Here is a 23,316-nt window from a genome sequence, read left to right on the forward strand (position 1 = left end):
CGACGGGTTCTTGAGCGCGCTGATCGCCGTCCCTGTGCCGGGCGGGCGGTGCGACCGTTCCATGTGGACGGTTATGCGGTCTGGGGGCAGTTGACGTCCGACGTCGGCACGCCCGCCACTTTCACGCGGCTGATGTCGAGGACCACGATGTCGGGCCGGGACTCGCGCAGCTCCTCCACGCCTGCCTCGCCCGTCCCCGCCGCACGGACGTCGGGTCCCTGGCGGCGCAGCGCCAGTCCGAGTCCTTCGCGCACATCGGGGTCGTCCTCGACCAGCAAGACCATCGCCACGAGATCCATTATCGGCGGGCAGGAGCGCCGCCGGCGGTTCTGTAGCGGAACCATGACATGACGTGGACGTTCCCATATCCCGGCGCGCGGAGCCTCGAACGCATGGCCGGAAGCTTGCTGGGATTCCTCTTCACGTACTTCGCGCTGGTGTGGACGTCGTTCGGGCAGAAGGCGGAGAACGCCGCATTGCCCGAGCTCTCACTTCAACGCTCGTGGGCGTCCGACGTGGACATGGTGATCATGGTGGCCGCGATCCTCGTGGTCCTGTTCGCGCGCAAGAAGGCGTTCGCGCCGTTGCTCGTTCTCGGGGGATCGGTGCTGGGAGCCCAGGTCCTGAAGCTGCACGTGCTGGTGCGGCCGCCGTTGGACGACGACGCCGTGCTGGTGCACAACAGCTTCCCGAGCGGGCACACGACCGCGGCGGTGGCATCGGTGGTCGCGGTGACGATGGCGGTGCCCCGGCGGTTCGCGCTGTTCGTGGCGGTGCCGGGGGCTTTCGGCGCGGGGGCGGTGGCGGCGGAGACGGTGTCGCTCGGCTGGCACCGGTTCAGCGACACGCTCGGCGCGGCGCTGCTGGTCTCGGCTCTCGCGTTCCTCGTGCTGCGCAGGTGGACCGCGGGCCTGGTCGTGCCGCCGCTGCTGGCCGTCGGCGGGGTGTGGCTGATGGTGAGCTCCCCGCAGGCCACGCCGTCGGCTCTCGCCGGCGTCGTGACCGCGGGGGTGGTGCTGCACTTCGGGTGGGTCGCGGGTGGTCCCGCCCGTCGGGGCGACCGGGACCACCCGCGACCCGGATCACTCGTCGTGGTCGGTGGTGATCAGTTCGGCGATGGCGTCCAGAGCAGCGTCCGCTCCGTCCCCGTCGGCGCTGAGCACCACCTCGTCACCGTGCATGGCGCCCAGGGTCATCAGACCCAGGACACTCGCCGCGTCGACGGCTTCGCCGTCGTCCTTGCGGATGGTGACCGTCACCGGCTGGTCGGCGGCGGCCTTCGCCAGCAGTGCGGCGGGCCGGGCGTGCAGTCCGACCTTGCTGGCCACGGTTACCCGTCGCTCGGCCATGATGATTCCTCCCGGTAGGGCTGGCTGTGCTTACTGCTGCTGGTCGTCGCGGGTGCGCTTCTCGCGCACCGCCCTGTCACCGACCCTGTCACCGGCGCTGTCGACGACGCTCTCGTCGGCCTCCGGGGACTCGTCGTCCTCGCGTCCCGGCGTCTTCAGGTTCCACTTGGTGATGACGAAGCGGAACAGGAAGTAGTAGATCACCGCGTAGATCGCGCCGAGGATGAGCAGCAGCCACGGCTTGGTCGCGATGTTCCAGTTCAGGATGAAGTCGATCGCACCGGCCGAGAACGAGAACCCGTCGTGGGCGCCCAGGGCGTTGGAGATGGCGAGCGACGTACCGGTCAGCACGGCGTGGATCAGGTACAGCGGCCACGCGACGAACATGAACGCGAACTCGAGCGGCTCCGTCACACCGGTGATGAACGCGGTGAGGGCGGCGGAGCCCATGATGCCGCCGATGAGCTTGCGCTGGCTCGGGCGCGCGGTGTGCACGATCGCGAGCGCCGCGGCCGGCAGGGCGAACATCAGGATGGGGAAGAAGCCGGTCTGGAACGTGCCGGCGGTCGGGTCGCCCGCGAGGAAGCGCGGGATGTCACCGGTCTTGTCGTTGTACTCGCCGAACTGGAACCACACGACGTTGTTGACGATGTGGTGCAGGCCCAGCGGGATCAGCAGGCGGTTGACGACACCGTAGATGAAGGCACCGATGATCGTGCTGCCGGTGACCCACTCACCGATGGCGGTCAGGCCCGCGTCGAACCACGGGTAGACCAGGCCGAGCAGGACGCCGATGATCGTCATGACACCGGCGACGATGATCGGGACGAACCGGCGGCCACCGAAGAACGCCAGGTACGGGGGCAGCTTGATGCGGTGGTACCGCTGCCACAGCAGGGCGGTCAGGATGCCGACGACGATACCGCCGAGGACACCGTAGTTGATGACCTCGGGCTTGGCGGCCGGGTCGGTCGGCTGGTCGAGGACCAGCGGGGACATCGCCTTGAACACGCTCGTCAGCACGACGTAGCCGACGACGCCCGCGAGCGCCGTGGAGCCGTCACCGCGCCGTGCGAAACCGACGGCGATGCCGACGGCGAACAGCAGGGCGAGGTTGCTGAACAGCGCGTCGCCCGCCGCACCGATCACCGAGGCGACGGCGTTCCAGCCCAGGCCGTCCTTGCCCAGCATGTCGGGCTGACCGAAGCGGAGCAGCAGACCTGCCGCGGGCAGCACGGCGATCGGCAGCATGAGGCTGCGACCGAAGCGCTGCAACGTGGCGAGGCCCTTGATCTCACGACCACCGGTTGCGGCGTCCGTGCTCATCGGGTTCCTCCCTTGGCGGAGTTCGGTCCGGAACCCGGGACGGTCCGGTCCAGTTGCATGGTCACCTGGTAGAGATCGCCCCGGTACCAGGAAGTGACGTCTTCGCAGGGCCGCCCCTCGGAGCTGGCGACCCTCCTGAACACGAGGAGCGGGCTGCCCTTGCGGACGTCGAGCGCCTTCGCGGTCTCCGCGTCGGCGGTCTCGGCCCACACGGTCTGCCGCGCGTGGTCGAGCTGGATCCCGTACCGGGTCGCGATGATCTCGTAGATCGACCCGGTCAGATCGCATCGGTCGAGCTCGGGAAGCATGTGCGGGCTGTACCAGCCGGCCTCGAGCGCCAGGGGAGCGCCGTCGGCCTTGCGCAGCCGCACGACGCGGTACGCGTACTCGTCGGGTTCGAGGCCCAGCGAGGCCTTCGACCCCGGCGCGGCCTGGCCGCAGCTGATCACCTCGGTGCTGGGTTCGACCCCGCGCGCCTTCATGTCCGAGGTGAACGACGCGAGGAAGAGCTGCAGGTCGTAGCGCCGCTTGGCGGTGAACGTCCCGCGTCCCTTGGCCCGGGTGAGCAGGCCGTCGGCGACCAGCTGGCCGACCGCGGCCCGCACGGTGATGCGGGAGACCCCGTACCGCTCCGCCAGGTCCCGCTCCGAGGGGATCGGCGAGCCGGGAGCCAGCTCCTGTTCGGCGAGCCTGCGCAAGATCTCGCGGAGCTGCGCGTGCTTGGGCTTGGGCCCGTCCACGATCTCGTGCACTCGCTCACCTCCTCGCTAGTGGTACTTTCCGGTCTAGACCAGTTGGTGCGGGAGGATGCTCCGCGCACCGAGCGGGTGTCAACCGCTGTTACGGGAACGAGAGGTACGAACGTGGCTGACGAGAAGGCGAAGAAGATCCTCGAGGCGCTGGGCGGCGCCGACAACATCGTCGAGATCGAGCCGTGCATCACCCGTCTGCGGTGTGAGCTGGAGGACGGTTCCGTCGTCAACGAGAAGGCCCTGAAGGCCTTGGGAGCACACGGGGTCATGCGTTCCGGCAACGTCGTCCAGGTCGTCGTCGGTCCCGAGGCGGACACCATCGCGTCGGACATCGAGGACCTCCTGTGAGCCTCCGCGTCGGCAGCCCCGTGGCCGGCCGCGTGGTCGCGCTCTCCGCGGTTCCCGACCCGGTCTTCTCGCAGGCGATGGTCGGTCCCGGCGTCGCGGTCGACCCGCTCCGGTCGAAGGCCGACGTGGTCTCGCCGCTCGACGGCACCGTCGTGACGCTGCACCCGCACGCGTTCGTGGTCGCGGGCACCGACGGTGCCGCGGTGCTCGTCCACCTGGGCATCGACACCGTGAAGCGCAAGGGCGAGGGCTTCGAGCTCCACGTCGTCAAGGGCGAGGAGGTGCGCGCCGGCCAGCGGATCGTGACGTGGGACCCGGCCGAGGTCGAGGCGGCCGGGTTCGCGCCGATCTGCCCGGTGATCGCGCTGGACGCGTCGGCCGAGGTGCTCGGTGGCCTCGCGCTGGACACGGACGTGGCGGCGAACGACGCCCTGTTCGCCTGGTCTCGCTGAGACAACCGCTCCGGGCGCTCTCGCCGCCCGGAGCGACGCGCTGTCGTGAACGGACCGTTCACGACAGCCCGGGACTTGGTCCCGGACGTGCCGAGCAGGACCGTGGTCACCATGACCGCGGTCCTGCTCTCGTTCGCGCTGGCTTCGCTGTGGGCGGTCGCCGCCGTCCTGGACGCGCCGACCTCGTCGTACCTGCTGGCCTGGTTCGGCGTCGTGCTCGCGACGATCGACCTGCGGCACCACCGGTTGCCGGACGCGCTCACCCTTCCGCTGGGCGCCGGGCTGCTGCTCCTGCGGTTCCACGGACTGGGAGCGGCGGCGCTCGCGGCGGTGGTCTTCGGCGGCGCGCATCTCGCCGTCCGGCGCTGGAGACCGGCGCTCATGGGCGGCGGGGACGTCAAGCTCGCCTTCTCGCTCGGCGCCGCGCTCCCGCTGCCGTCGCTCCTACCTGCGGCGATCCTGGCCAGTGCGGTCACGCTCGCCGTCGCGGCCCTGAGACGTGCGCGCGCGGTGCCGCACGGGCCCGGCCTGCTGGCCGCCACCTGGGCGTTGGTGACATTGTGAAAGGATGGTCAACGTGCTGCGCTGGATCACCGCTGGAGAGTCACACGGCCCCGCCCTCGTCGCCGTCCTGGAGGGCATGCCCGCCGGAGTCGAGGTGACCACCGAGGACCTCGTCGCCCAGCTCGGGCGCCGCAGGCTCGGGTTCGGTCGCTCGCCCCGCATGGGCTTCGAGCAGGACGAGGTCCAGATCCTCGGCGGCGTGCGCCACGGCAAGACCCAGGGCGGTCCGGTCGCGGTCACCATCGGCAACTCCGAGTGGCCCAAGTGGCAGACGGTCATGTCCGCCGACCCCGTCGACCCGGGGCTGCTCAAGCCGACCGGCCGCAACGAGGCCCTCACGCGCCCGCGTCCCGGCCACGCCGACCTGCCGGGCATGCAGAAGTTCGGCTTCGACGAGGCCCGGCCCGTCCTCGAACGCGCGTCCGCCCGCGAGACCGCCGCGCGCACGGCCCTCGGCACAGTGGCCCGGCACTTCCTCCAGCAGCTGCTCGGCGTGCGGATCCTCAGCCACGTGGTGTCGATCGGCGGGGCCCGCACGCCCGACGACGCGGCGCTGCCCACGCCGGACGACCTGGCCGCGATCGACGACTCGCCGGTGCGCTGCCTCGACCAGCGCGGCACCGACGCGATGGTCGCCGAGGTCGAGGCCGTCAAGGACGCCGGTGACACCGTCGGCGGTGTCATCGAGGTGCTCGCGTACGGCCTGCCGCCGGGCCTTGGCTCGCACGTGCACTGGGACCGCCGCCTCGACGCCCGCCTGGCCGCCGCCCTGATGGGCGTGCAGGCGATGAAGGGCGTGGAGATCGGCGACGGCTTCACCACCGCCCAGCGCTGGGGCTCGCAGGCGCACGACGAGATCGACCGGGGCAGCGGCCCCGTCGGCGTCACCCGCCGCTCGAACCGCGCCGGTGGCCTCGAAGGCGGCATCACCAACGGCGAGGTCCTGCGCGCCCGCGTGGCGATGAAGCCGATCTCGACCGTCCCCCGCGCACTGTCCACAGTGGACGTTCGCACCGGCGAGCCCGCCGTCGCGATTCACCAGCGCTCGGACGTCTGCGCCGTGCCGCGCGCCGGCGTCGTGCTGGAGTCCGTGGTGGCGCTCGTGCTCGCCGAGGCCGCGCTGGAGAAGTTCGGCGGCGACTCGCTCGACGAGACGCGCCGCAACGCCCACGCCTACCTCAAGGCGCTGGAAGCCCGCTGGGAGGGCGTGTGAGCCCCCGCTGCGTGGTGGTCGGTCCTCCCGGAGCCGGGAAGACCACCGTCAGCGAGCTGCTGGCCGCCCGGCTCGGCGTGCCGTTCCGCGACGTCGACGCGGACATCGTCGCCCTGGCCGGCAAGCCGATCTCGGACATCTTCACCGATGACGGCGAGCCCGCCTTCCGCGCCCTGGAGGAGGACGCGGTCGCCAAGGCGCTCGTCGAGCACGAGGGCGTGCTGGCGCTGGGCGGGGGAGCGGTGCTGTCCGCCACGACCCGCGAGCGCCTGCGGGAGCACACCGTCGTCTTCCTGAACGTGGGCATGGCCGAGGGCGTGCGCCGCACCGGGCTGTCGTCCGCGCGGCCGCTGCTGTCCGGCGTGAACCCGCGCTCCACCTTCAAGGCGCTGCTGGACGCGCGCCTGCCGCTGTACCGCGAGGTCGCGACGGTCGAGGTCCTGACGGACGCGCTCGATCCGCAGCAGGTGACCGACGCGGTGATCGAGGGAGTCGGGGAATGACCGAGCCGCTGACCATCGAGGTCAACGCAGAGAAGCCGTACCTCGTCGTGATCGGCCGGGGCCTGCTGGGCGAGATCGTCGCGCACCTCGAGGGCACGGCCAAGGTCGCGATCGTGCACCAGCCGACCCTGGCCGCCACGGCCGAGGTGCTGGTCGACGAGCTGAAGGCGACGGGCATCGACGCGCACCGCGTCGAGGTGCCCGACGCCGAGGACGGCAAGGACCTCGCCGTCGCCGGCTTCTGCTGGGACGTGCTCGGCAAGATCGGCCTGTCCCGCAGCGACGTCGTGGTGGGCCTCGGCGGCGGCGCGGTCACCGACCTCGCCGGCTTCGTCGCCTCCACCTGGATGCGCGGCGTGCGCCTGGTCAACATCCCGACCACCATGCTGGGCATGGTCGACGCCGCCGTGGGCGGCAAGACCGGCATCAACACCGACGCGGGCAAGAACCTCGTCGGCACGTTCTACGAGCCCGAGGTCGTCTTCGTCGACCTCGCGACGCTGGAGACGTTGCCGCGCAACGAGCTCATCGCCGGCATGGCCGAGGTCGTGAAGGGCGGCTTCATCGCCGACCCGGTCATCCTCGACCTGATCGAGGCCGACCCGCGGGCCGCCCTGGACCCGACCGGCGACGTGCTCGCGGAGCTCGTCCGCCGCAAGATCCAGATCAAGGCCGACGTCGTCTCGAACGACCTGCGCGAGTCGTCGCTGCGCGAGATCCTCAACTACGGCCACACCCTCGGCCACGCCATCGAGCGCCGCGAGCGCTACCGCTGGCGCCACGGCGCCGCCATCAGCGTGGGCCTGGTGTTCGCCGCCGAACTGGCCCGCCTGGCGGGCCGCCTCGACGACGAGACCGCCGACCGCCACAAGCGCGTCCTGGAGCTGCTCGGCCTGCCGACGACCTACGACCCGGACGGCCTCCCGCAGCTCATGGAGGGCATGAAGGTCGACAAGAAGAACAAGGCGGGCGTGCTGCGCTTCGTCGTCCTCGACGGCCTCGCCAAGCCAGGCCGCCTGGAAGGCCCGGACCCGGCCCTGATCGCCGCCGCCTACTCGGCCGTCGCCGCCGAGCCGAAGTCCCCCGGCGGGACGGTGCTGCTGTGAAGGTCCTCGTCCTCAACGGCCCGAACCTCGACCGCCTCGGCACCCGCGAGCCGCTCATCTACGGCAGCACCACGCACGCCGACCTCGTCGACATGTGCGTGACCGAAGGCGAAGAACTCGGGTTCGAGGTCGAGGTCCGCCAAACCGCCTACGAGGGCGAGATGGTGAAGTGGCTGCACGAGGCCGCCGACGCCTCGATCCCGGTCGTGCTGAACGGCGCGGCTTGGACGCACTACTCGATCGCGCTGCGCGACGCGTGCTCGCAGCTCACCGCCCCGCTGGTCGAGGTGCACATCTCGAACATCCACCAGCGCGAGGAGTTCCGGCACCACAGCGTCATCTCGGCGGTGGCGAGCGGCGTCATCGCGGGCCTGGGCGTGGAGGGCTACCTGCTCGCGCTGCGCTGGCTCTCGCTCAAGCAGAAGTAGCGCAGACCCGCCTCGCGCTCGTCGTGCACCCGCTTCCTGTCCGCACGTCGCCCGGGATGTCGGTGCGCGAGCCGCCGTCCGGCAGCGCAGCCTGGGCGCCGCCCTGCGGATCGGGTCGCTCGCCGTTCGTCACGATCTTCATCGGCCGGTCGCAGGAGCCGGGTCCTATGGCAGGTGCTGGATCTGCAGCACTCGCGCGATGCCGTTGGCGACCCGCACCAGAGTCGCCCGGTAGGTGCCGAGCTGCGTGTACACCAGCCGGTCGTCCTGCGACCAGGCCATGACCGAGTAGCTCCCGGTCACCAGCACGAGCCCGAACTCGTAGTCGTTGTTCATGGCCTCGTTGAACACCCGGCTCTTGTTCAGCTCCCACTTCACCCCGTCCAGCAGCGGCGTGTCCTCGGCACGCGGACAGATGGGGGCCATAGGTGACGTGGTGGACCTCGTGCACAGGTCGAACGCCTCGTCGATCGCCTCCTTGGCGGCCGCTTTCGTGAGCTCGAAGTCGCGCTTCAGGATCGGCCCGAGGTCCCGGTACGGCAGCAGGTCGACGTCCTCCTCGGTCAGCGAGCCCTCGTGCCACCTGACCTCCGCGGAGAACCGCGTCTTGTCCAGGTTGTCGCCGGTGCCGTTGGGCGTGAGGTAGTTGATGGTCATGATCGCGGTACCGCTCACGAAGGCCCGCGTGCCGCGCCACACAACCCGCATGCCGTCGATCGGGAAGCCGCGGATCGCCCACTTCGCGCGGTGCACGCGCGGAGCGGTGGTGCTGCGCTGGGGGCAGTTGACGGGGATCGGGACGTGCTCCGAAGCGCAGCTCCTCAGCTTCATGTCCACCACCGTCTTGATCTCCTTCTCGTCCGCGCCGATGGGACGGACGGTCGCGGCGTCCGGGAACGTGCCGTCGCCGAGGGCGCTGATCGCGTACTGCCCGGCGGCGATCAGCAGCAGCAGGACCAGCGCCCGTGCCGTTCGCACCTTCGTCCGCCCGGCCCGGGCGCGGCGGGCCGGCCCGCGGTGGAGCACGATGTCGCCGCCGACCTCGTGGACCTGCAGCACCGTGCCGCCGTCGTGGACCGCACCAGACGCCTGGTTGCACATGCATTCGATTTCGGCACGTCCACCGCGTCGATCAATTGCCAAAAAACGGACACCACCGGGGGAGCGGGCATGATTCACCACATCGAGTTATGGGTGCCGGACCTCGGCCGCGCCGAGGCGTCGTTCGGGTGGATCTTCACCGCGCTCGGCTGGGCCGAGCACCAGCGCTGGAGCGCCGGTGTCAGCTGGAAGCTCGGCGAGACCTACGTCGTGGTCGAGCGGTCGCCGGCGCTGACCGGTTCCCACGACCGGATGAAAGCCGGCCTGAATCACCTCGCCCTGCACGCGGGCACCCGCGCCGACGTCGACCGGCTGACGCGGGAGTCCGAGGCGCACGGCTGGCGGCTCATGTTCGCGGACCGCCACCCCCACGCGGGCGGACCGGACCACTACGCGGCGTTCCTGGAGAACGAGGACGGCTTCGAAATCGAGCTGGTGGCCGCCTGAGCGTGCGAAGATGCCGCTCGTGCCGAGACCGTTCATCGCCGCGTTCGCCCTGCTCCTGGCCGGGTGTGCCACCGCGGGGCCGCAGCCCTCGCCCGTCAGCGCGACGACGCCGTCGGCGAGTGCCGAACGGTTGTCCGACAAGGACCTGCAGGCGCAGTGGTGGACGTGGGCGGCGGCGACGCCGGAGAACCGCAACCCGGTCGTCGACGACACGGGGCAGTGGTGCGCCGAGGCCCAGCCGCGGGACGTCTGGTTCTTCGCCGGGACGTTCGGTGGCGAGGTGAGCCGCAGGTGCGAGGTGCCGGCCGGGCGTCCGCTGGCCGGGCCCGCGGTCAACGCGACCGGGAACTGCACGTCGTTCCTGGCCGGCGCGACGGGCTCGGTGACGCTCGACGGGCAGGTGGTGGAGCTGCGGCGGATCGCGCCGGTCGGGATCAGCTTCCAGGCCGCGAAGGGCAACGTCCTGGGGGTGCGCGAGGGTCGCGTGCAGGCTCAGGCGTGCGGGCTGTGGGCGTGGATCCCGCCGTTGAGCCCAGGGGAGCACGAGCTGCTCGTCGAGGGGGACGCGGACGGTTTCCGCACGTCGGCGCGCTACCTGCTCACCGTCAGCGCTGCGGACTAGCCGAATCCTTGCGCGCCGGGAACCCGCCCAGCAGCATCCCGAGCCCCGCCGGCGCCAGCACGAGCAACGCCGTGAACGCCGCCCCGCCCGTGAGCGCCACCCACAGCGCCTCCTGACCGGTCTGGTCGACCAGCAGCGCCGACCCGATCACCCCCAGCGCCCCGGCGAACGGCCCGGCGATCAGCGCGGCGACGAACCACTGCATGCCGCGCCCCTCCAGGTCGCGCAGCGTGTCGACCGCACCCCAGATGACCGCGGCGGCGATCAGCAGCCCGACGGCGATCAGGCGGACCGACCCGGCCTCGGGGCTGCGCACGCCCACGGCCGCCACGCCGGTCTGCACGGCCCCGTGCAGGAGCCCCATCCACAACGCACGGACGAACCAAGGACGCATGCGGACAGCTTAGGACTGGCCGTACGCTGCGAGACATGTCGTCGTACGCCGCACGCCGAAACGCCCTGCGCCGGGAGCTCCAGGCCGCGAACCTGGACGCGCTGCTCGTGACGAACCTCCTGAACGTCCGGTACCTCACCGGGTTCACGGGCTCGAACGCCGCCGTGCTGGTCGACGCGGACGGCGACGACACCACGGTGTTCTGCACCGACGGCCGCTACCTCACCCAGTCGGCGCGGCAGGTGCCGGACCTGGAACGCGTCGTCGACCGGCCGTGCGACACCGCGCTCGCGCGCAGGGCGAAGGGCAGGCTCGGGTTCGAGAGCCACGTCGTCACGGTCGACGGGTTCGACGGGCTGACCGCGGCGGCCGGCAGGGCCGAGCTGGTCAAGGCCGGTGGCTTCGTCGAGAAGCTGCGGCTGGTCAAGGACGAGGTCGAGATCGAGGCGCTGCGGATGGCGTGCGCGGCGGCGGACCGGGCGCTGGCGGCGTTGATCGGGCACGGCGGCCTGCGGGCGGGCCGCACCGAACGCGAGGTCGCGCGCGAGCTGGAGAGCCGCATGCTCGACCACGGCGCGGAGGGCCCGTCGTTCTCCTCGATCGTGGCGTTCGGCGCGAACTCCGCGGTGCCGCACCACTCGCCGACGGACGCGACCCTGCACGTGGGCGACTTCATCAAGCTGGACTTCGGCGCGCTCGTCGACGGCTACCACTCGGACATGACGCGCACGCTCGTCCTCGGCAAGCCCGCCGACTGGCAGCGCGACCTGTACGACCTGGTGGCGCGCTCGCAGGCGGCCGGGCGCAACGCGCTCAAGCCGGGCGTGCGGGTCAGCGGAGTCGACCACGCGTCGCGCGAGGTGATCGAGAAGGCCGGGCACGGCGAGGACTTCCTGCACGGCCTCGGCCACGGGGTCGGGCTGGAGATCCACGAGGCACCGGCGTTGTCGAAGGCGGGTGCCGGTACACTTTCGGCCGGTATGGCGGTCACCGTCGAGCCCGGCGTCTACTTGCCGGGGCGGGGCGGGGTCCGCATCGAGGACACCCTCGTGGTCCGCGAGAGCGGGCCGGAGCTCCTCACCCTGACCACGAAAGAACTCGTGGTCGTCTGACACCCCCGTCCTACACAGGAGAAATCCCACCGTGGCCACCACGAACGACCTGAAGAACGGCCTGGTGCTGAACCTCGACGGCCAGCTCTGGACCGTCACCGCGTTCCAGCACGTCAAGCCCGGCAAGGGTGGCGCCTTCGTGCGCACGACCCTCAAGCACGTGCTGACCGGCAAGGTCGTCGACAAGACCTTCAACGCGGGCACCAAGGTCGACACGGCCACCGTGGACAAGCGCGGCATGACGTTCCTCTACAAGGACGGCGCCGACTTCATCTTCATGGACGGCGACACCTACGACCAGATCCCGGTCCCGGCTGAGACGGTGGGCGACGCCGCCAACTACCTGCTGGAGAACCAGGAGGCCGTCGTGGCCGTCCACGAGGGCGTGCCGCTGTTCATCGAGCTCCCGACCTCGGTCGAGCTCGTGATCGAACACACCGACCCGGGCCTGCAGGGCGACCGCTCCACCGGCGGCACCAAGCCCGCCCGCCTCGAGACCGGCGCCGAGATCCAGGTCCCGCTGTTCGTCACGACCGGCGAGAAGATCAAGGTCGACACCCGCGACGGCCGGTACCTCGGCCGCATCAGCGACAAGTAATGGGCGCACGGAGCAAGGCCCGCAAACGCGCGGTCGACTTCCTCTACGAAGCCGACCTGCTGGGCACCGACCCGGTGACGCTGCTGGCCTCACGCGTCGGTTCCCCCGACGTGCCGCCGGTGAACGACTACACGGTGACCCTGGTCGAGGGCGTCACCGCCCACCGCGCGCGCATCGACGACCTGATCTCCGAGCACGCCGAGGGCTGGACCCTGCAGCGCATGCCGGCGGTCGACCGGGCGGTCCTGCGCCTCGGCCTGTACGAGCTGCTGTGGGCGGCCGACGTGCCGGACGCGGTGGCCATCGACGAGGCCGTCGAGCTCGCCAAGGGCCTGTCGACGGACGACTCGCCGCGGTTCGTGAACGGCGTGCTCGGCCGGATCGCGGTGATCGCGGACCAGCTGCGCGCTGTTCTGTAGCTCTTCCCGTGGGCGCCACACGCAGCGTGTGGCGCCCACGGTTCAGCTCCGGGCCCAGCCCCGCCGCTCACCTTCGTCGATCAGGTGCAGCGCCGCTTCCCAGAGCTTCGCCGACCCGTCGCCGATCACGGCCTTGCGGGCACGCACGTCGTCCGCGGTCACCCCGGGCGTCCGCCAGGTCCCGCCCTTCGCCATCCAGTTGAGCAGCAACGGCTGCAGCCGGTCCATGGCCTTCGCGAACCGCGCCTCGGGCGTCCGGCGAGCCTCGAACTCGTCCCACAACGCGCGGAGCGTCCGTCCAGCGTCGTCGGGCAGGATCCCGAACAACCTCTCAGCGGCGGCCTCTTCGCGCTCCTGCTGGCTCACGGCCAGTTCGGTGTCGTAGATCGGCGTGTCCCCCGCGTAGATCTCGATGAGGTCGTGCACGACGACGAGCTTCATCGTGTGGCCGACGTCAATCGGTTCGTCGGCGTACTCCGCGAGCGTCATGACCATCAGCGCGAGGTGCCACGAGTGCTCCGCGTCGTTCTCACGCCTGTCCGCCGCCGCGAGAGGGGACGCTCGCAACACGGTCTTGAGCCGGTCGACCTCGATGAGGAACGTGAGGTGCTCGCGCAGCCGGGAGTCGACACCGGAGGGCAGCGGGTTCTGGTCGGCGAGAAGGCCGGCATCGGAGGTGGTCACGTTGCCGGGACTCTACAGCGACCAGGCAGACCGGCCTGGCCGCCAGGGCAGGAAGTCCTCCTGGGTGCGGGTGCCGACGTGTCTGCCGGGAGCGCCGGTCCCGCCCGCCACGAGGATCTTCACGGTTACCCTCCGGATGAGTCGCCGCCAGGCCGACCCGGCGGCGCGGGGGACCGTGACAGGCTGTGTGCCAGGCCACAGGGGGAAGAAGTGATCGCGCAGTTCCAGCAGGAGCGCACGCGTTTGCGTGCCATCGCCCACCGCATGCTGGGCTCGTTCGCCGAGGCGGACGACGCGGTGCAGGAAGCCTGGCTCCGGGTCGAGCGCGCGGACACGAGCGAGATCGAGAACCCCGCCGCGTGGCTCACCACCGTCGTCGGCCGTGTGTGCCTGAACATGCTGCGCGACAGGCGCGAGCACGCGTTCGAGATGCCGGACCCCGTGATCGAGACGGGGGAGGAGCCCGAGCACCGGGCCGTCACCCAAGACCAGGTCGGGCTCGCGATGCTGATCGTGCTCGACTCGTTGAAGCCCGACGAGCGGCTCGCGTTCGTGCTGCACGACATGTTCGCGGTGCCGTTCGACGACATCGCACCGTTGATCGGCAAGACGCCCGCCGCGACTCGGCAGCTCGCGTCGCGTGCGCGCAAGCGTGTGCAGGGCCGGCCGCAGCCCAACGTCGGTCTGCCGCAGCAGCGGGAGGTCGTGGAGGCGTTCCTCAAGGCGTCGCAGGAGGGCGATCTCGAAGGCCTCGTCTCGGTGCTGCACCCGGACGTCGTGCTCCGCGCCGGCGCGTTGGAGGTCATCGGCGGACGCAACGTCGCCGGGCGTGCCAGCACCTTCCGCAAGTACGCCGTGTCGGCGACCGCGGAGTTCGCGGTCATCGGCGACGAGATCGGCTTCATCTCGCGGGTCGGCGGAGTGCCGTTCTCCGTCATGGCGTTCACCGTCCGCGACGGACGGATCGCCGCCATCCACGTCATCCAGGACAAGGAGCAGCTCGCGGCGCTCGTGCCGTGAGCGGGGGCAAGTCGCCGTCGGAGGCGGGACCCGAGGGAGATGCGTTCATGCCGGACGGACGGGGCAGCGTCCGTGCTTCGACGAGCCGTTCGAGCGGATCGCGCCGTTGATCGGCCGCACGCCGCCGGGTGCGTCGCAGGTGGGGGCGCTGACGGGGGAGGCCAGGCCGGTGTCCGATGCGGATCTCAACGGCCAGCCAGCCCGGTTGTCGGAATGTTGACATTCGGACAAGCGGGTGCCGGCCGGTGAAAGCGAACACCCGGTTGGGCAGCGGAGCCACGTGCGGCAGCGCGACGACCTGGCGGTGGTTCGGTCCGGGGGCGCTCACTCCGCGCACCCCCGGCACAAAGCAGCAGTGGCTCCCCGGACGTCCTCAGGGCGACTTGCAGGACGTCAGGGGAGCCACAGCTCCAGGCGGAAGTTCAGTCTTCCTTGGCGGGACGGGCCTCGGGAGGCAGCACGCCCCAGTCGATGAGCTGCTCGGTCAGCTCGCCCGGCGTCATGTCGTAGATGATCGCGAGCGAACGCAGGTCCTCGGTGCGGATCGAGAGGACCTTGCCGTTGTAGTCACCGCGCTGCGACTGGATGGTCGCGGCGTAGCGGGCCAGCGGGCCGACCTTCTCGACCGGCAGCTGCTGGAGCCGCTCGAGGTTGATCACGATCTTGGTGGCCGGCTCGGCACCCGACGGCACGCGGCCCTCGGGCAGGAGCTCGGCGACGGGAACCCCGTAGAAGTCGGCCAGCTCGGCCAGCTTCTGCACGGTCACCGCGCGGTCACCGCGCTCGTACGAGCCGACGACCACGGCCTTCCAGCGACCGCCGGACTTCTGCTCGACGCCGTGCAGGGACAGACCCTGCTGCTGGCGGATAGCGCGGAGCTTGGCCCCCAGCGCCTTGGCGTAGTCGCCCATGTGGCGGTTCTCCGTTCATTCGCCCCGTCAGCAGTACGGGCGTGCTGCGGGGAGGCTTAGATCGATACGCAGAGTAATGATTACTCGCCGTGGTCGGCAGGTCAAGCTGATCTCGGGCAGAGACGCGCGCCACGCCTGGCGCACCACTCGGACGGCTGACCGCCCGTAGGTGATACCGTGCAGGTCAGCCTGGTTATGGCCAGGTGTCCGACGTCCTTTAAGGACCCGTCCAGTGAGGCGGGGAAGGAGGTCCAGCCGTGGCGTCACGTCAACGTGGCGCGACGGATCCGGCCGGGGATCGCGAGATCCTCTCGGCCGGTGACGTCGCGCGCACTGTCGCCCGAATGGCCCATCAGATCATCGAGAAGACCGCTCTCGATGCACCCAGCGCACCCGACGTCGTCTTGATGGGTATTCCCAGCCGGGGAGCCCCACTCGCACGGCGCCTTGCCGCTAAGATCGCCGAATTTTCCGGCCGGACGGTGCTCGAGGGCACGCTCGACATCACCCTCTACCGCGACGACCTGCGCCGCGGCCCCACCAGGCCGCTGGAGGCGACGAAGCTGCCCGAGGGCGGCATCGACGACAAGCTGGTCGTGCTCGTGGACGACGTGCTGTTCTCCGGCCGCACGATCCGCTCCGCGCTCGACGCCCTGCGCGACCACGGCCGGCCCCGCGCCGTCCAGCTGGCCGTGCTCGTCGACCGCGGCCACCGCGAGCTGCCGATCCGCGCGGACTACGTGGGCAAGAACCTGCCGACGTCCAAGACCGAGGACGTCGTCGTGATGCTCGAGGAGTTCGACGGCCGCGACGGAGTGGTGCTGAAGTGAAGCACCTGCTCTCCACCGACGGCCTCGACCGCGACCAGGCGATCGCGATCCTCGACACCGCGGACCGGCTGAAGCAGGCGCTGCTCGGCCGCGAGGTCCGCAAGCTGCCGACGCTGCGCGGCCGCACGGTGATCACGATGTTCTACGAGAACAGCACCCGCACCCGCGTGAGCTTCGAGATCGCCGGCAAGTGGATGTCCGCGGACGTGATCAACGTCAGCAGCTCCGGCTCCAGCGTCAGCAAGGGCGAGTCGCTGCGCGACACCGCGCTGACCCTGCAGGCCGCGGGCGCCGACTGCGTGATCGTGCGGCACCCGGCGTCCGGTGCCGCCCACCGGCTCGCGGGCTGGCTCAAGCACACGAACACGTCCGTCGTGAACGCGGGCGACGGCATGCACGAGCACCCCACGCAGGCGTTGCTCGACGCCGCCACGCTGCGCGACCGCCTCGGCAGCCTCGACGGCCGCCGGGTCGCGATCGTCGGCGACGTGCTGCACAGCCGTGTCGCCCGGTCGAACGTGCACCTGCTGACGACGCTCGGTGCCGAGGTCACGCTGGTCGCGCCGCCGACCCTGCTGCCCACCGGCGTCGAGAACTGGCCGGTCACCGTCTCCCACGAGATCGACTCGGAGCTGGCGAGCCAGGACGCGGTGATGTTGCTGCGCGTGCAGGCCGAGCGGATGACCGGCGGGTTCTTCCCGAGCTCGCGCGAGTACTCGATCGCGTACGGCCTCAACGAGCGGCGCCTGAAGCTGCTGCCCGAGCACGCCGTCGTGCTGCACCCCGGCCCGATGCTGCGCGGCATGGAGATCGCCTCCGTCGTCGCCGACAGCCCGCAGGCCGCCATCACCGAGCAGGTCCGCAACGGTGTCCACGTGCGCATGGCCGTGCTGTACCACCTGCTTGCCCACGAGGAGGAAACCGCGTGAAACCCTTGTTGCTCAAGGGAGTCAGGCCCTACGGCGAGGGTGAACCGATCGACCTGCTGATCCGCGACGGCGTGATCGCCGGCCAGAGTGATCCCACACAGCACGGAGCTGATGTAGAAGTCATCGAGGGCAACGGCGCGGTCCTGCTGCCGGGCTTCGTCGACCTGCACACCCACCTGCGCGAACCCGGCCGCGAGGACACGGAGACCATCGAGACGGGCTCGAGGGCCGCCGCTCTCGGCGGGTACACGGCGGTGTTCGCCATGGCCAACACCGACCCGGTCGCCGACAACGCCGTCATCGTCGAGCACGTCGCCCGCCGCGGTCAGGAGGTCGGCCTGGTCGACGTCCACCCGGTCGGCGCCGTCACGGTCGGCCTGAAGGGCGAGAAGCTCGCCGAGCTCGGCACGATGGCCAAGTCCAAGGCCAACGTCCGCGTCTTCTCCGACGACGGCCACTGCGTGCACGACCCGCTTGTCATGCGCCGGGCGCTGGAGTACTCGAAGGCGCTGGGCGCCGTCATCGCCCAGCACGCCGAGGAGCCGCGTCTCACCGTCGGCGCGCAGGCGCACGAGGGCGAGAACGCGTCACGGCTCGGCCTGCAGGGCTGGCCGGCGGCGGCCGAGGAGTCGATCGTCGCCCGCGACTGCATCCTCGCGAAGCAGGTCGACGCGAAGCTGCACGTCTGCCACGTCAGCACCACCGGCACGGCGGACGTCCTCAAGTGGGCGAAGGCGCGCGGCACCAAGGTCAGCGCCGAGGTCACCCCGCACCACCTGATCCTCACCGACGACCGGCTCGCCACCTACGACCCGGTCAACAAGGTCAACCCGCCGCTGCGCACGCAGGCCGACGTCGACGCGCTGCGCCAGGCGCTGGCCGACGGCACGATCGACTGCGTCGCCACGGACCACGCCCCGCACGCCGTGCAGGACAAGGACTGCGAGTGGTCGGCGGCCCGTCCGGGCATGCTCGGCCTGCAGACCGCGCTCGGCATCGTCGTCGAGACGATGGTGAGGACCGGGCTGCTGGACTGGCGCGGCGTCGCGCGGGTGATGAGCGAGAAGCCCGCCGAGATCGCCGGCCTGACCGACCAGGGCCGCCCGATCGCGGCCGGCGAGCCCGCGAACCTGGTGCTGGTCGACCCGGACGCCTCCTGGACCGTGAACGGCGCGCAGCTCGCGAGCATCGCGGGCAACACCCCGTTCGAGGGCATGGAGCTGCCCGCCGCGGTGACGGCCACCATCTTGCGTGGCCGGGTGACCGCACTCGCGGGGAGGATTGCGCGATGACCCGCGTTCTGCTGTCCCTGGCGGTCTTCCTGCTCTTCGCGCTGTGCGTGTACGGCATGTGGCACGGCTGGAAGCGACGCCAGCGCGCGCAGGCCGGCCTTCCGGCGTTCCCGTCGACACCGCGGCAGCTCGGCACGGCGCGGCTCACGACCACGGGCGTCTACATCGGAACGACGAACGCGGGCAACTGGCAGGACCGCATCCAGATCGGCGACATCGGCCACCGCGCCGAGGCGACGCTCAGCCTGGTGCCCGAAGGCGTCGCGATCGAACGCGTCGGCGCGACACCGATCTTCATCCCGGCCGCGTCCATCCGGGACGCCCGCACGGACCGGGGCCTCGCCGGGAAGGTCATGTTCAGCGAGGAAGGCTTGTTGGTGGTCCAGTGGGAAAACGATGGCCACCTGTTCGACACTGGTTTCCGCGGTGACGACAAAGACGTTTACGAAGAATGGGTAGCAGCACTCGTGGGAGGCAAGGCGTGACGAACGCGGCATTGGTGCTGGAAGACGGACGTGTCTTCCGCGGTGAGGCGTACGGAGCGACCGGCGTCTCGCTCGGCGAGGTCGTGTTCTCCACGGCCATGACCGGGTACCAGGAAACCCTGACCGACCCCTCCTACCACCGCCAGATCGTGGTGCAGACCGCACCGCAGATCGGCAACACCGGCTGGAACGACGAGGACGACGAGTCGTCGAAGATCTGGGTCGCCGGCTACGTGGTCCGCGACCCCGCGCGCACGCCGTCGAACTGGCGGTCCAGGCGCGGCCTCGACGAGGAGCTCGCGAACCAGGGCGTCGTCGGCATCTCCGGCCTCGACACCCGCACCCTGACCCGCCACATCCGCGAGCAGGGCGCCATGCGCGCCGGGGTGTTCTCCGGCGCGGAGCTCACCGACGACGCGTCGATGGTCGAGCAGGTCAAGGCGTCGGCGCAGATGGTCGGCGCGAACCTCGCGGTCGACGTGACCACGGACAAGCCGTACGTGGTCGAGGCGATCGGTGAGAAGAAGTTCACCGTCGCGGCGCTCGACCTGGGCATCAAGTCGAACACCCCGCGGATGATGGCGGCGCGCGGCATCGAGGTGCACGTCCTGCCGCTGACGAGCACCTTCGACGACGTCCTGGAGGTCAGCCCGGACGGGTTGTTCCTGTCGAACGGCCCCGGTGACCCGGCCACGCAGGACCACGCCATCGCCCTGACGAAGGAGGCGCTGAGCCGGGAGCTGCCGCTGTTCGGCATCTGCTTCGGCAACCAGATCCTGGGCCGCGCCGTCGGGCGCGGGACCTACAAGATGCGCTACGGCCACCGCGGCATCAACATCCCGGTCATCGACGTGACCACCGGCAAGGTCGCCATCACCTCGCAGAACCACGGGTTCGCGCTGGAGGGCACGCCGGGCGAGGAGTTCTCCTCGGAGTTCGGCCGCGCCGTGCTGTCGCACTACTGCCCGAACGACGGCACCGTCGAGGGCGTCCGGCTGCTCGACGCGCCGGCGTTCTCCGTGCAGTACCACCCCGAGGCCGCGGCCGGACCGCACGACGCCGCGCCCCTGTTCGACGACTTCGTGACCATGATGAACGGCGGCCGCTGACATGCCCAAGAGGACTGATCTCAAGCACATCCTGGTCATCGGCTCCGGCCCGATCGTCATCGGCCAGGCGTGCGAGTTCGACTACTCCGGCACCCAGGCGTGCCGGGTGCTGCGGGAGGAGGGCATCAGGGTGAGCCTGGTGAACTCCAACCCGGCGACGATCATGACCGACCCCGAGTTCGCGGACGCCACCTACATCGAGCCGATCACGGCCGAGTTCGTGGAGAAGGTCATCGCGCAGGAACGCCCGGACGCGATCCTGGCGACGCTGGGCGGCCAGACCGCGCTGAACACCGCGATCGCGCTGCACGAGCGCGGCGTGCTGGAGAAGTACAACGTCGAGCTGATCGGCGCGAACGTCGACGCGATTCAGCGCGGCGAGGACCGGCAGATCTTCAAGGACCTGGTGCGCAAGATCGGCGCCGAGGTGCCGCGTTCGGCCGTGTGCAACACGATGGACGAGGTCCGCAAGACCGTCGCCGAGCTGGGCCTGCCGGTCGTCATCCGGCCGTCGTTCACCATGGGCGGCCTGGGGTCCGGCATGGCCTACACCGAGGAGGAGCTGGAACGCCTCGCGGCCATCGGCCTGGAGGAGTCCCCGGTCACCGAGGTGCTGATCGAGGAGAGCGTGCTCGGGTGGAAGGAGTACGAGCTCGAGCTGATGCGCGACCGCAACGACAACGTCGTCGTCATCTGCTCGATCGAGAACATCGACCCGATGGGCGTGCACACCGGTGACTCGGTGACGGTCGCGCCCGCGATGACGCTGACCGACCGCGAGTACCAGCACATGCGCGACGTCGGCATCCAGGTCATCCGCGAGGTCGGCGTCGACACCGGTGGCTGCAACATCCAGTTCGCGATCCACCCCGAGAACGGCCGCATGGTCGTCATCGAGATGAACCCGCGCGTGTCGCGGTCGTCGGCGCTCGCGTCCAAGGCGACCGGCTTCCCGATCGCCAAGATCGCCGCGAAGCTCGCCATCGGCTACGCGCTCGACGAGATCACCAACGACATCACGGGGGAGACCCCGGCGTCGTTCGAGCCGACGCTCGACTACGTGGTCGTGAAGGCGCCGCGGTTCGCGTTCGAGAAGTTCCCCGGTGCGGACCCGACGCTCACGACCACGATGAAGTCGGTCGGCGAGGCCATGTCGATCGGCCGCAACTTCGTCGAGGCGCTCGGCAAGGCGCTGCGGTCGCTCGAGACCAAGTCGGTCGGCTTCTGGACCCAGCCCGACCCGCGCCAGAGCGATGGTTCCAGCGTGACGCTGGAGTCCACGCTCAAGCAGCTGGAGCGCGGTCACGACGGCCGCCTCTACACGGTCGAGCGCGCGCTGCGGCTCGGTGCGTCCATTGAGGACGTTCACCGGGCATCGGGCATCGACCCGTGGTTCATCGAGCAGATCGCGTGGCTGGGCGAGCTCCGCCAGGAGCTGCTCGACGCACCGGTGCTCGACGAACCGTTGCTGCGCAAGGCGAAGCGCGCCGGTCTCTCCGACCGGCAGATCTCCGTGCTGCGGCCGGAGCTTGCCGGTGAGGACGGCGTGCGCACGCTGCGGCACCGTCTGGGCGTGCGGCCGGTCTACAAGACGGTCGACACGTGCGCGGCGGAGTTCAAGTCGGAGACGCCGTACCACTACTCCGCCTACGAGCTCGACCCGAACGCGGAGTCGGAGGTCGCGGAGCAGCGGGAGAAGCCGAAGGTGCTGATCCTGGGCTCCGGCCCGAACCGCATCGGCCAGGGCATCGAGTTCGACTACTCCTGCGTGCACGCCGCGATGGCGCTGCGGGCGGCCGGGTACGAGACCGTCATGGTCAACTGCAACCCGGAGACGGTGTCGACGGACTACGACACCTCCGACCGCCTGTACTTCGAGCCGCTGACGTTCGAGGACGTGCTGGAGGTCGTGCACTCCGAGCAGCGCTCCGGCGAGGTCGCCGGCGTGATCGTGCAGCTCGGCGGCCAGACGCCGCTCGGCCTCGCGAAGCGCCTGGCCGACGCCGGCGTGCCCGTCGTCGGCACGACGCCGGAGGCGATCCACCTCGCCGAGGACCGCGGCCAGTTCGGCAAGGTGCTGACCGAGGCCGGGCTGCCCGCGCCGAAGTTCGGCACCGCCACGTCGTTCGACGAGGCCAAGGAGATCGCGGACGAGATCGGCTACCCGGTCCTCGTGCGGCCCTCCTACGTGCTCGGCGGGCGCGGCATGGAGATCGTCTACGACGAGGAGTCGCTGTCGGGCTACATCGCCCGCGCGACCGAGGTGACGCCCGAGCACCCGGTGCTGGTCGACCGGTTCCTCGACGACGCCATCGAGATCGACGTGGACGCGCTGTGCGACGGCGACGAGGTGTTCATCGGCGGCGTGATGGAGCACATCGAGGAGGCCGGCGTGCACTCCGGCGACTCCTCCTGCGCGCTGCCGCCGATCACGCTGGGCGCGTCGGACATCGAGAACGTCCGCCGCTCCACCGAGGCCATCGCCCGCGGCATCGGCGTGAAGGGCCTCCTGAACGTCCAGTACGCGCTCAAGGACGACGTGTTGTACGTCCTGGAGGCAAACCCGCGTGCGTCGCGCACGGTGCCGTTCGTGTCCAAGGCGACGGCCGTGTCGATGGCCAAGGCCGCGTCGCGCGTCATGCTCGGCGCCACGATCGCGGAACTGCGCGAAGAGGGCGTGCTGCCGGCCACCGGCGACGGCGCCCGGCTGCCCGAGCACGCACCGGTCGCGGTCAAGGAAGCCGTCATGCAGTTCCACCGCTTCCGCACGCCCGAGGGCCACGGCGTCGACTCGTTGCTCGGCCCGGAGATGAAGTCCACGGGCGAGGTCATGGGCATCGACTCGTCGTTCGGCAAGGCGTTCGCGAAGTCGCAGACGGCCTCGTACGGCTCGCTTCCGACCTCCGGCAAGGTGTTCGTGTCGTTCGCGAACCGCGACAAGCGCGCGATGATCTTCCCGGTCAAGCGCCTCGCGGACCTCGGCTTCCAGATCCTCGCGACCTCCGGCACCGCGGAGGTGCTGAAGCGCAACGGGATCTCGTGCACCGAGGTGCGCAAGCACTTCGAGGGCGAGGGCAACGTCGTCGACATGATCCTCAACGGCGAGATCGACATGATCTTCAACACGCCGTACGGCAACAGCGGTCCCCGCGTGGACGGGTACGAGATCCGCACCGCCGCCGTCGCCAAGGACATCCCGTGCGTCACCACGATCCAGGGCGCCGCCGCGGCCGTGCACGGCATCGAGGCGCTCATCCAGGGTGACATCGGCGTCCAGCCGCTGCAGGCCCTCCAGGCCGCGCTGCGGGGTGACGCGTGACGG

The 23,316-nt window shown here is 70.5% G+C and carries 27 protein-coding genes and 1 pseudogene; 20 read left to right on the forward strand and 8 right to left on the reverse strand.

All coding sequences use genetic code 11. From position 1 onward, the window contains the following. Positions 1-71: 71 nt before the first annotated feature. Positions 72-284, reverse strand: a complete 213-nt coding sequence (locus tag BLQ91_RS17785) for a response regulator (protein WP_425412502.1) — start codon at positions 282-284, stop codon at positions 72-74. A gap of 246 nt (positions 285-530) precedes the next feature. On the opposite strand from BLQ91_RS17785, the pseudogene BLQ91_RS42715 reads away from it, so the two are divergent. After that, a pseudogene (locus BLQ91_RS42715) lies at positions 531-884 on the forward strand (phosphatase PAP2 family protein); the annotation flags it as partial. Positions 885-1,082: 198 nt separating this feature from the next. On the opposite strand, the gene BLQ91_RS41375 reads toward BLQ91_RS42715, so the two are convergent. Genes BLQ91_RS41375 through BLQ91_RS17800 form a run of 3 tightly spaced genes read right to left on the reverse strand, consistent with a single transcriptional unit; the run spans position 1,083 to position 3,427 of the window. Beyond that, positions 1,083-1,349, reverse strand: coding sequence for an HPr family phosphocarrier protein (locus BLQ91_RS41375; protein WP_176959819.1), 267 nt, complete (start codon positions 1,347-1,349; stop codon positions 1,083-1,085). Positions 1,350-1,379: 30 nt separating this feature from the next. Beyond that, positions 1,380-2,675, reverse strand: a complete 1,296-nt coding sequence (locus BLQ91_RS17795; RefSeq protein ID WP_090097984.1) for a PTS transporter subunit EIIC — start codon at positions 2,673-2,675, stop codon at positions 1,380-1,382. Next, positions 2,672-3,427, reverse strand: a complete 756-nt coding sequence (locus tag BLQ91_RS17800; RefSeq protein WP_090097985.1) for a GntR family transcriptional regulator — start codon at positions 3,425-3,427, stop codon at positions 2,672-2,674. The genes BLQ91_RS17795 and BLQ91_RS17800 overlap by 4 nt, the downstream gene beginning before the upstream one ends. 111 nt (positions 3,428-3,538) lie before the next feature. Between BLQ91_RS17800 and BLQ91_RS17805 the strand changes: the two genes are divergently transcribed. From BLQ91_RS17805 to aroQ, 7 genes are all read left to right on the forward strand, one after another. Further along, entirely contained in the window at positions 3,539-3,775 is a 237-nt protein-coding gene (locus BLQ91_RS17805) for a PTS sugar transporter subunit IIB (protein ID WP_090097986.1), read from the forward strand. Beyond that, positions 3,772-4,227: a PTS sugar transporter subunit IIA gene (locus BLQ91_RS17810; protein WP_090097987.1), complete on the forward strand. Its 456-nt coding sequence runs from the start codon at positions 3,772-3,774 to the stop codon at positions 4,225-4,227. The genes BLQ91_RS17805 and BLQ91_RS17810 overlap by 4 nt, the downstream gene beginning before the upstream one ends. Positions 4,228-4,338: 111 nt before the next feature. After that, positions 4,339-4,791, forward strand: coding sequence for a prepilin peptidase (locus BLQ91_RS17815; RefSeq protein ID WP_090098220.1), 453 nt, complete (start codon positions 4,339-4,341; stop codon positions 4,789-4,791). A 13-nt stretch (positions 4,792-4,804) separates the two neighbouring features. After that, positions 4,805-6,004 carry a chorismate synthase gene (gene aroC, locus BLQ91_RS17820; RefSeq protein WP_090098221.1) on the forward strand — a complete coding sequence of 400 codons (1,200 nt, stop codon included), beginning with the start codon at positions 4,805-4,807 and terminating at the stop codon, positions 6,002-6,004. Continuing rightward, positions 6,001-6,507 (forward strand): shikimate kinase, encoded by a 507-nt coding sequence (locus BLQ91_RS17825; RefSeq protein ID WP_090097988.1) that lies wholly within the window; start codon positions 6,001-6,003, stop codon positions 6,505-6,507. Before aroC ends, BLQ91_RS17825 begins: the two co-directional genes overlap by 4 nt. Further along, entirely contained in the window at positions 6,504-7,613 is a 1,110-nt protein-coding gene (gene aroB / locus BLQ91_RS17830; protein ID WP_090097989.1) for a 3-dehydroquinate synthase, read from the forward strand. Before BLQ91_RS17825 ends, aroB begins: the two co-directional genes overlap by 4 nt. Next, positions 7,610-8,041: a type II 3-dehydroquinate dehydratase gene (aroQ, locus tag BLQ91_RS17835; protein ID WP_090097990.1), complete on the forward strand. Its 432-nt coding sequence runs from the start codon at positions 7,610-7,612 to the stop codon at positions 8,039-8,041. Before aroB ends, aroQ begins: the two co-directional genes overlap by 4 nt. 165 nt (positions 8,042-8,206) lie before the next feature. Here the strand turns inward: aroQ and BLQ91_RS17840 are convergent, their stop codons facing one another. Then, complete coding sequence (locus BLQ91_RS17840) at positions 8,207-9,142, reverse strand: hypothetical protein (RefSeq protein WP_090097991.1); 936 nt, start codon at positions 9,140-9,142, stop codon at positions 8,207-8,209. A 69-nt stretch (positions 9,143-9,211) separates the two neighbouring features. Here BLQ91_RS17840 and BLQ91_RS17845 point away from each other — a divergent pair, with 69 nt between their 5' ends. Beyond that, the gene (locus tag BLQ91_RS17845; protein WP_090097992.1) at positions 9,212-9,589 is read left to right on the forward strand and encodes a VOC family protein; all 378 of its coding nucleotides are present in this window, start codon (positions 9,212-9,214) and stop codon (positions 9,587-9,589) included. 19 nt (positions 9,590-9,608) lie between these two features. Further along, positions 9,609-10,211: a hypothetical protein gene (locus tag BLQ91_RS17850; RefSeq protein ID WP_218130301.1), complete on the forward strand. Its 603-nt coding sequence runs from the start codon at positions 9,609-9,611 to the stop codon at positions 10,209-10,211. Here BLQ91_RS17850 and BLQ91_RS17855 read toward each other — a convergent pair. Next, complete coding sequence (locus BLQ91_RS17855) at positions 10,195-10,605, reverse strand: B-4DMT family transporter (protein ID WP_143022696.1); 411 nt, start codon at positions 10,603-10,605, stop codon at positions 10,195-10,197. The genes BLQ91_RS17850 and BLQ91_RS17855 overlap by 17 nt on opposite strands. Positions 10,606-10,640: 35 nt before the next feature. Between BLQ91_RS17855 and BLQ91_RS17860 the strand changes: the two genes are divergently transcribed. From BLQ91_RS17860 to nusB, 3 genes are read left to right on the forward strand one after another with little or no spacing between them, the layout of a single operon-like run. Next, positions 10,641-11,717, forward strand: a complete 1,077-nt coding sequence (locus BLQ91_RS17860) for a M24 family metallopeptidase (RefSeq protein ID WP_090097994.1) — start codon at positions 10,641-10,643, stop codon at positions 11,715-11,717. Positions 11,718-11,748: 31 nt separating this feature from the next. Beyond that, the gene (efp, locus tag BLQ91_RS17865; protein WP_090097995.1) at positions 11,749-12,315 is read left to right on the forward strand and encodes an elongation factor P; all 567 of its coding nucleotides are present in this window, start codon (positions 11,749-11,751) and stop codon (positions 12,313-12,315) included. Further along, a complete protein-coding gene (nusB, locus tag BLQ91_RS17870) occupies positions 12,315-12,734 on the forward strand; it encodes a transcription antitermination factor NusB (RefSeq protein WP_090097996.1) in 420 nt (139 codons plus the stop codon). Before efp ends, nusB begins: the two co-directional genes overlap by 1 nt. Positions 12,735-12,776: 42 nt before the next feature. On the opposite strand, the gene BLQ91_RS17875 is transcribed toward nusB, so the two are convergent. Continuing rightward, the gene (locus BLQ91_RS17875; RefSeq protein ID WP_090097997.1) at positions 12,777-13,418 is read right to left on the reverse strand and encodes an HD domain-containing protein; all 642 of its coding nucleotides are present in this window, start codon (positions 13,416-13,418) and stop codon (positions 12,777-12,779) included. Between the two features lie 210 nt (positions 13,419-13,628). Between BLQ91_RS17875 and BLQ91_RS17880 the strand changes: the two genes are divergently transcribed. Continuing rightward, on the forward strand, positions 13,629-14,438 hold the full coding sequence (locus tag BLQ91_RS17880; RefSeq protein WP_090097998.1) for a sigma-70 family RNA polymerase sigma factor: 810 nt from the start codon (positions 13,629-13,631) through the stop codon (positions 14,436-14,438). A gap of 422 nt (positions 14,439-14,860) precedes the next feature. On the opposite strand, the gene bldD is transcribed toward BLQ91_RS17880, so the two are convergent. Then, positions 14,861-15,349: a transcriptional regulator BldD gene (gene bldD, locus BLQ91_RS17885; protein WP_030471611.1), complete on the reverse strand. Its 489-nt coding sequence runs from the start codon at positions 15,347-15,349 to the stop codon at positions 14,861-14,863. A 257-nt stretch (positions 15,350-15,606) separates the two neighbouring features. Here bldD and pyrR point away from each other — a divergent pair, with 257 nt between their 5' ends. Genes pyrR through carB form a run of 6 tightly spaced genes read left to right on the forward strand, consistent with a single transcriptional unit; the run spans position 15,607 to position 23,313 of the window. Next, positions 15,607-16,179, forward strand: coding sequence for a bifunctional pyr operon transcriptional regulator/uracil phosphoribosyltransferase PyrR (gene pyrR, locus BLQ91_RS17890; protein WP_090097999.1), 573 nt, complete (start codon positions 15,607-15,609; stop codon positions 16,177-16,179). Next, entirely contained in the window at positions 16,176-17,108 is a 933-nt protein-coding gene (locus BLQ91_RS17895; protein ID WP_090098000.1) for an aspartate carbamoyltransferase catalytic subunit, read from the forward strand. The genes pyrR and BLQ91_RS17895 overlap by 4 nt, the downstream gene beginning before the upstream one ends. Continuing rightward, entirely contained in the window at positions 17,105-18,400 is a 1,296-nt protein-coding gene (locus BLQ91_RS17900) for a dihydroorotase (protein WP_090098001.1), read from the forward strand. The genes BLQ91_RS17895 and BLQ91_RS17900 overlap by 4 nt, the downstream gene beginning before the upstream one ends. After that, positions 18,397-18,885 carry a PH-like domain-containing protein gene (locus tag BLQ91_RS17905; RefSeq protein WP_090098002.1) on the forward strand — a complete coding sequence of 163 codons (489 nt, stop codon included), beginning with the start codon at positions 18,397-18,399 and terminating at the stop codon, positions 18,883-18,885. The genes BLQ91_RS17900 and BLQ91_RS17905 overlap by 4 nt, the downstream gene beginning before the upstream one ends. After that, positions 18,852-19,994: a glutamine-hydrolyzing carbamoyl-phosphate synthase small subunit gene (gene carA, locus BLQ91_RS17910; RefSeq protein ID WP_090098003.1), complete on the forward strand. Its 1,143-nt coding sequence runs from the start codon at positions 18,852-18,854 to the stop codon at positions 19,992-19,994. The genes BLQ91_RS17905 and carA overlap by 34 nt, the downstream gene beginning before the upstream one ends. 1 nt (position 19,995) lies before the next feature. Further along, on the forward strand, positions 19,996-23,313 hold the full coding sequence (gene carB, locus BLQ91_RS17915) for a carbamoyl-phosphate synthase large subunit (RefSeq protein ID WP_090098004.1): 3,318 nt from the start codon (positions 19,996-19,998) through the stop codon (positions 23,311-23,313). Positions 23,314-23,316: the final 3 nt, after the last annotated feature.

Source organism: Lentzea jiangxiensis (assembly GCF_900104175.1).
GTDB lineage: Bacteria > Actinomycetota > Actinomycetes > Mycobacteriales > Pseudonocardiaceae > Lentzea > Lentzea jiangxiensis.

Bases quoted from the DNA above. Each gene is read 5' to 3' on its own strand.
- BLQ91_RS17795 (WP_090097984.1), bottom strand. From the start codon at position 2,675: ATGAGCACGGACGCCGCAACCGGTGGTCGTGAGATCAAGGGCCTCGCC.
- BLQ91_RS41375 (WP_176959819.1), bottom strand. From the start codon at position 1,349: ATGGCCGAGCGACGGGTAACCGTGGCCAGCAAGGTCGGACTGCACGCC.
- aroB (WP_090097989.1), top strand. From the start codon at position 6,504: ATGACCGAGCCGCTGACCATCGAGGTCAACGCAGAGAAGCCGTACCTC.
- BLQ91_RS17905 (WP_090098002.1), top strand. From the start codon at position 18,397: ATGACCCGCGTTCTGCTGTCCCTGGCGGTCTTCCTGCTCTTCGCGCTG.
- nusB (WP_090097996.1), top strand. From the start codon at position 12,315: ATGGGCGCACGGAGCAAGGCCCGCAAACGCGCGGTCGACTTCCTCTAC.
- BLQ91_RS17840 (WP_090097991.1), bottom strand. From the start codon at position 9,142: ATGTGCAACCAGGCGTCTGGTGCGGTCCACGACGGCGGCACGGTGCTG.
- BLQ91_RS17860 (WP_090097994.1), top strand. From the start codon at position 10,641: ATGTCGTCGTACGCCGCACGCCGAAACGCCCTGCGCCGGGAGCTCCAG.
- BLQ91_RS17855 (WP_143022696.1), bottom strand. From the start codon at position 10,605: ATGCGTCCTTGGTTCGTCCGTGCGTTGTGGATGGGGCTCCTGCACGGG.
- BLQ91_RS17845 (WP_090097992.1), top strand. From the start codon at position 9,212: ATGATTCACCACATCGAGTTATGGGTGCCGGACCTCGGCCGCGCCGAG.
- carB (WP_090098004.1), top strand. From the start codon at position 19,996: ATGCCCAAGAGGACTGATCTCAAGCACATCCTGGTCATCGGCTCCGGC.
- BLQ91_RS17815 (WP_090098220.1), top strand. From the start codon at position 4,339: ATGACCGCGGTCCTGCTCTCGTTCGCGCTGGCTTCGCTGTGGGCGGTC.
- bldD (WP_030471611.1), bottom strand. From the start codon at position 15,349: ATGGGCGACTACGCCAAGGCGCTGGGGGCCAAGCTCCGCGCTATCCGC.
- carA (WP_090098003.1), top strand. From the start codon at position 18,852: ATGGGTAGCAGCACTCGTGGGAGGCAAGGCGTGACGAACGCGGCATTG.
- BLQ91_RS17785 (WP_425412502.1), bottom strand. From the start codon at position 284: ATGGTCTTGCTGGTCGAGGACGACCCCGATGTGCGCGAAGGACTCGGA.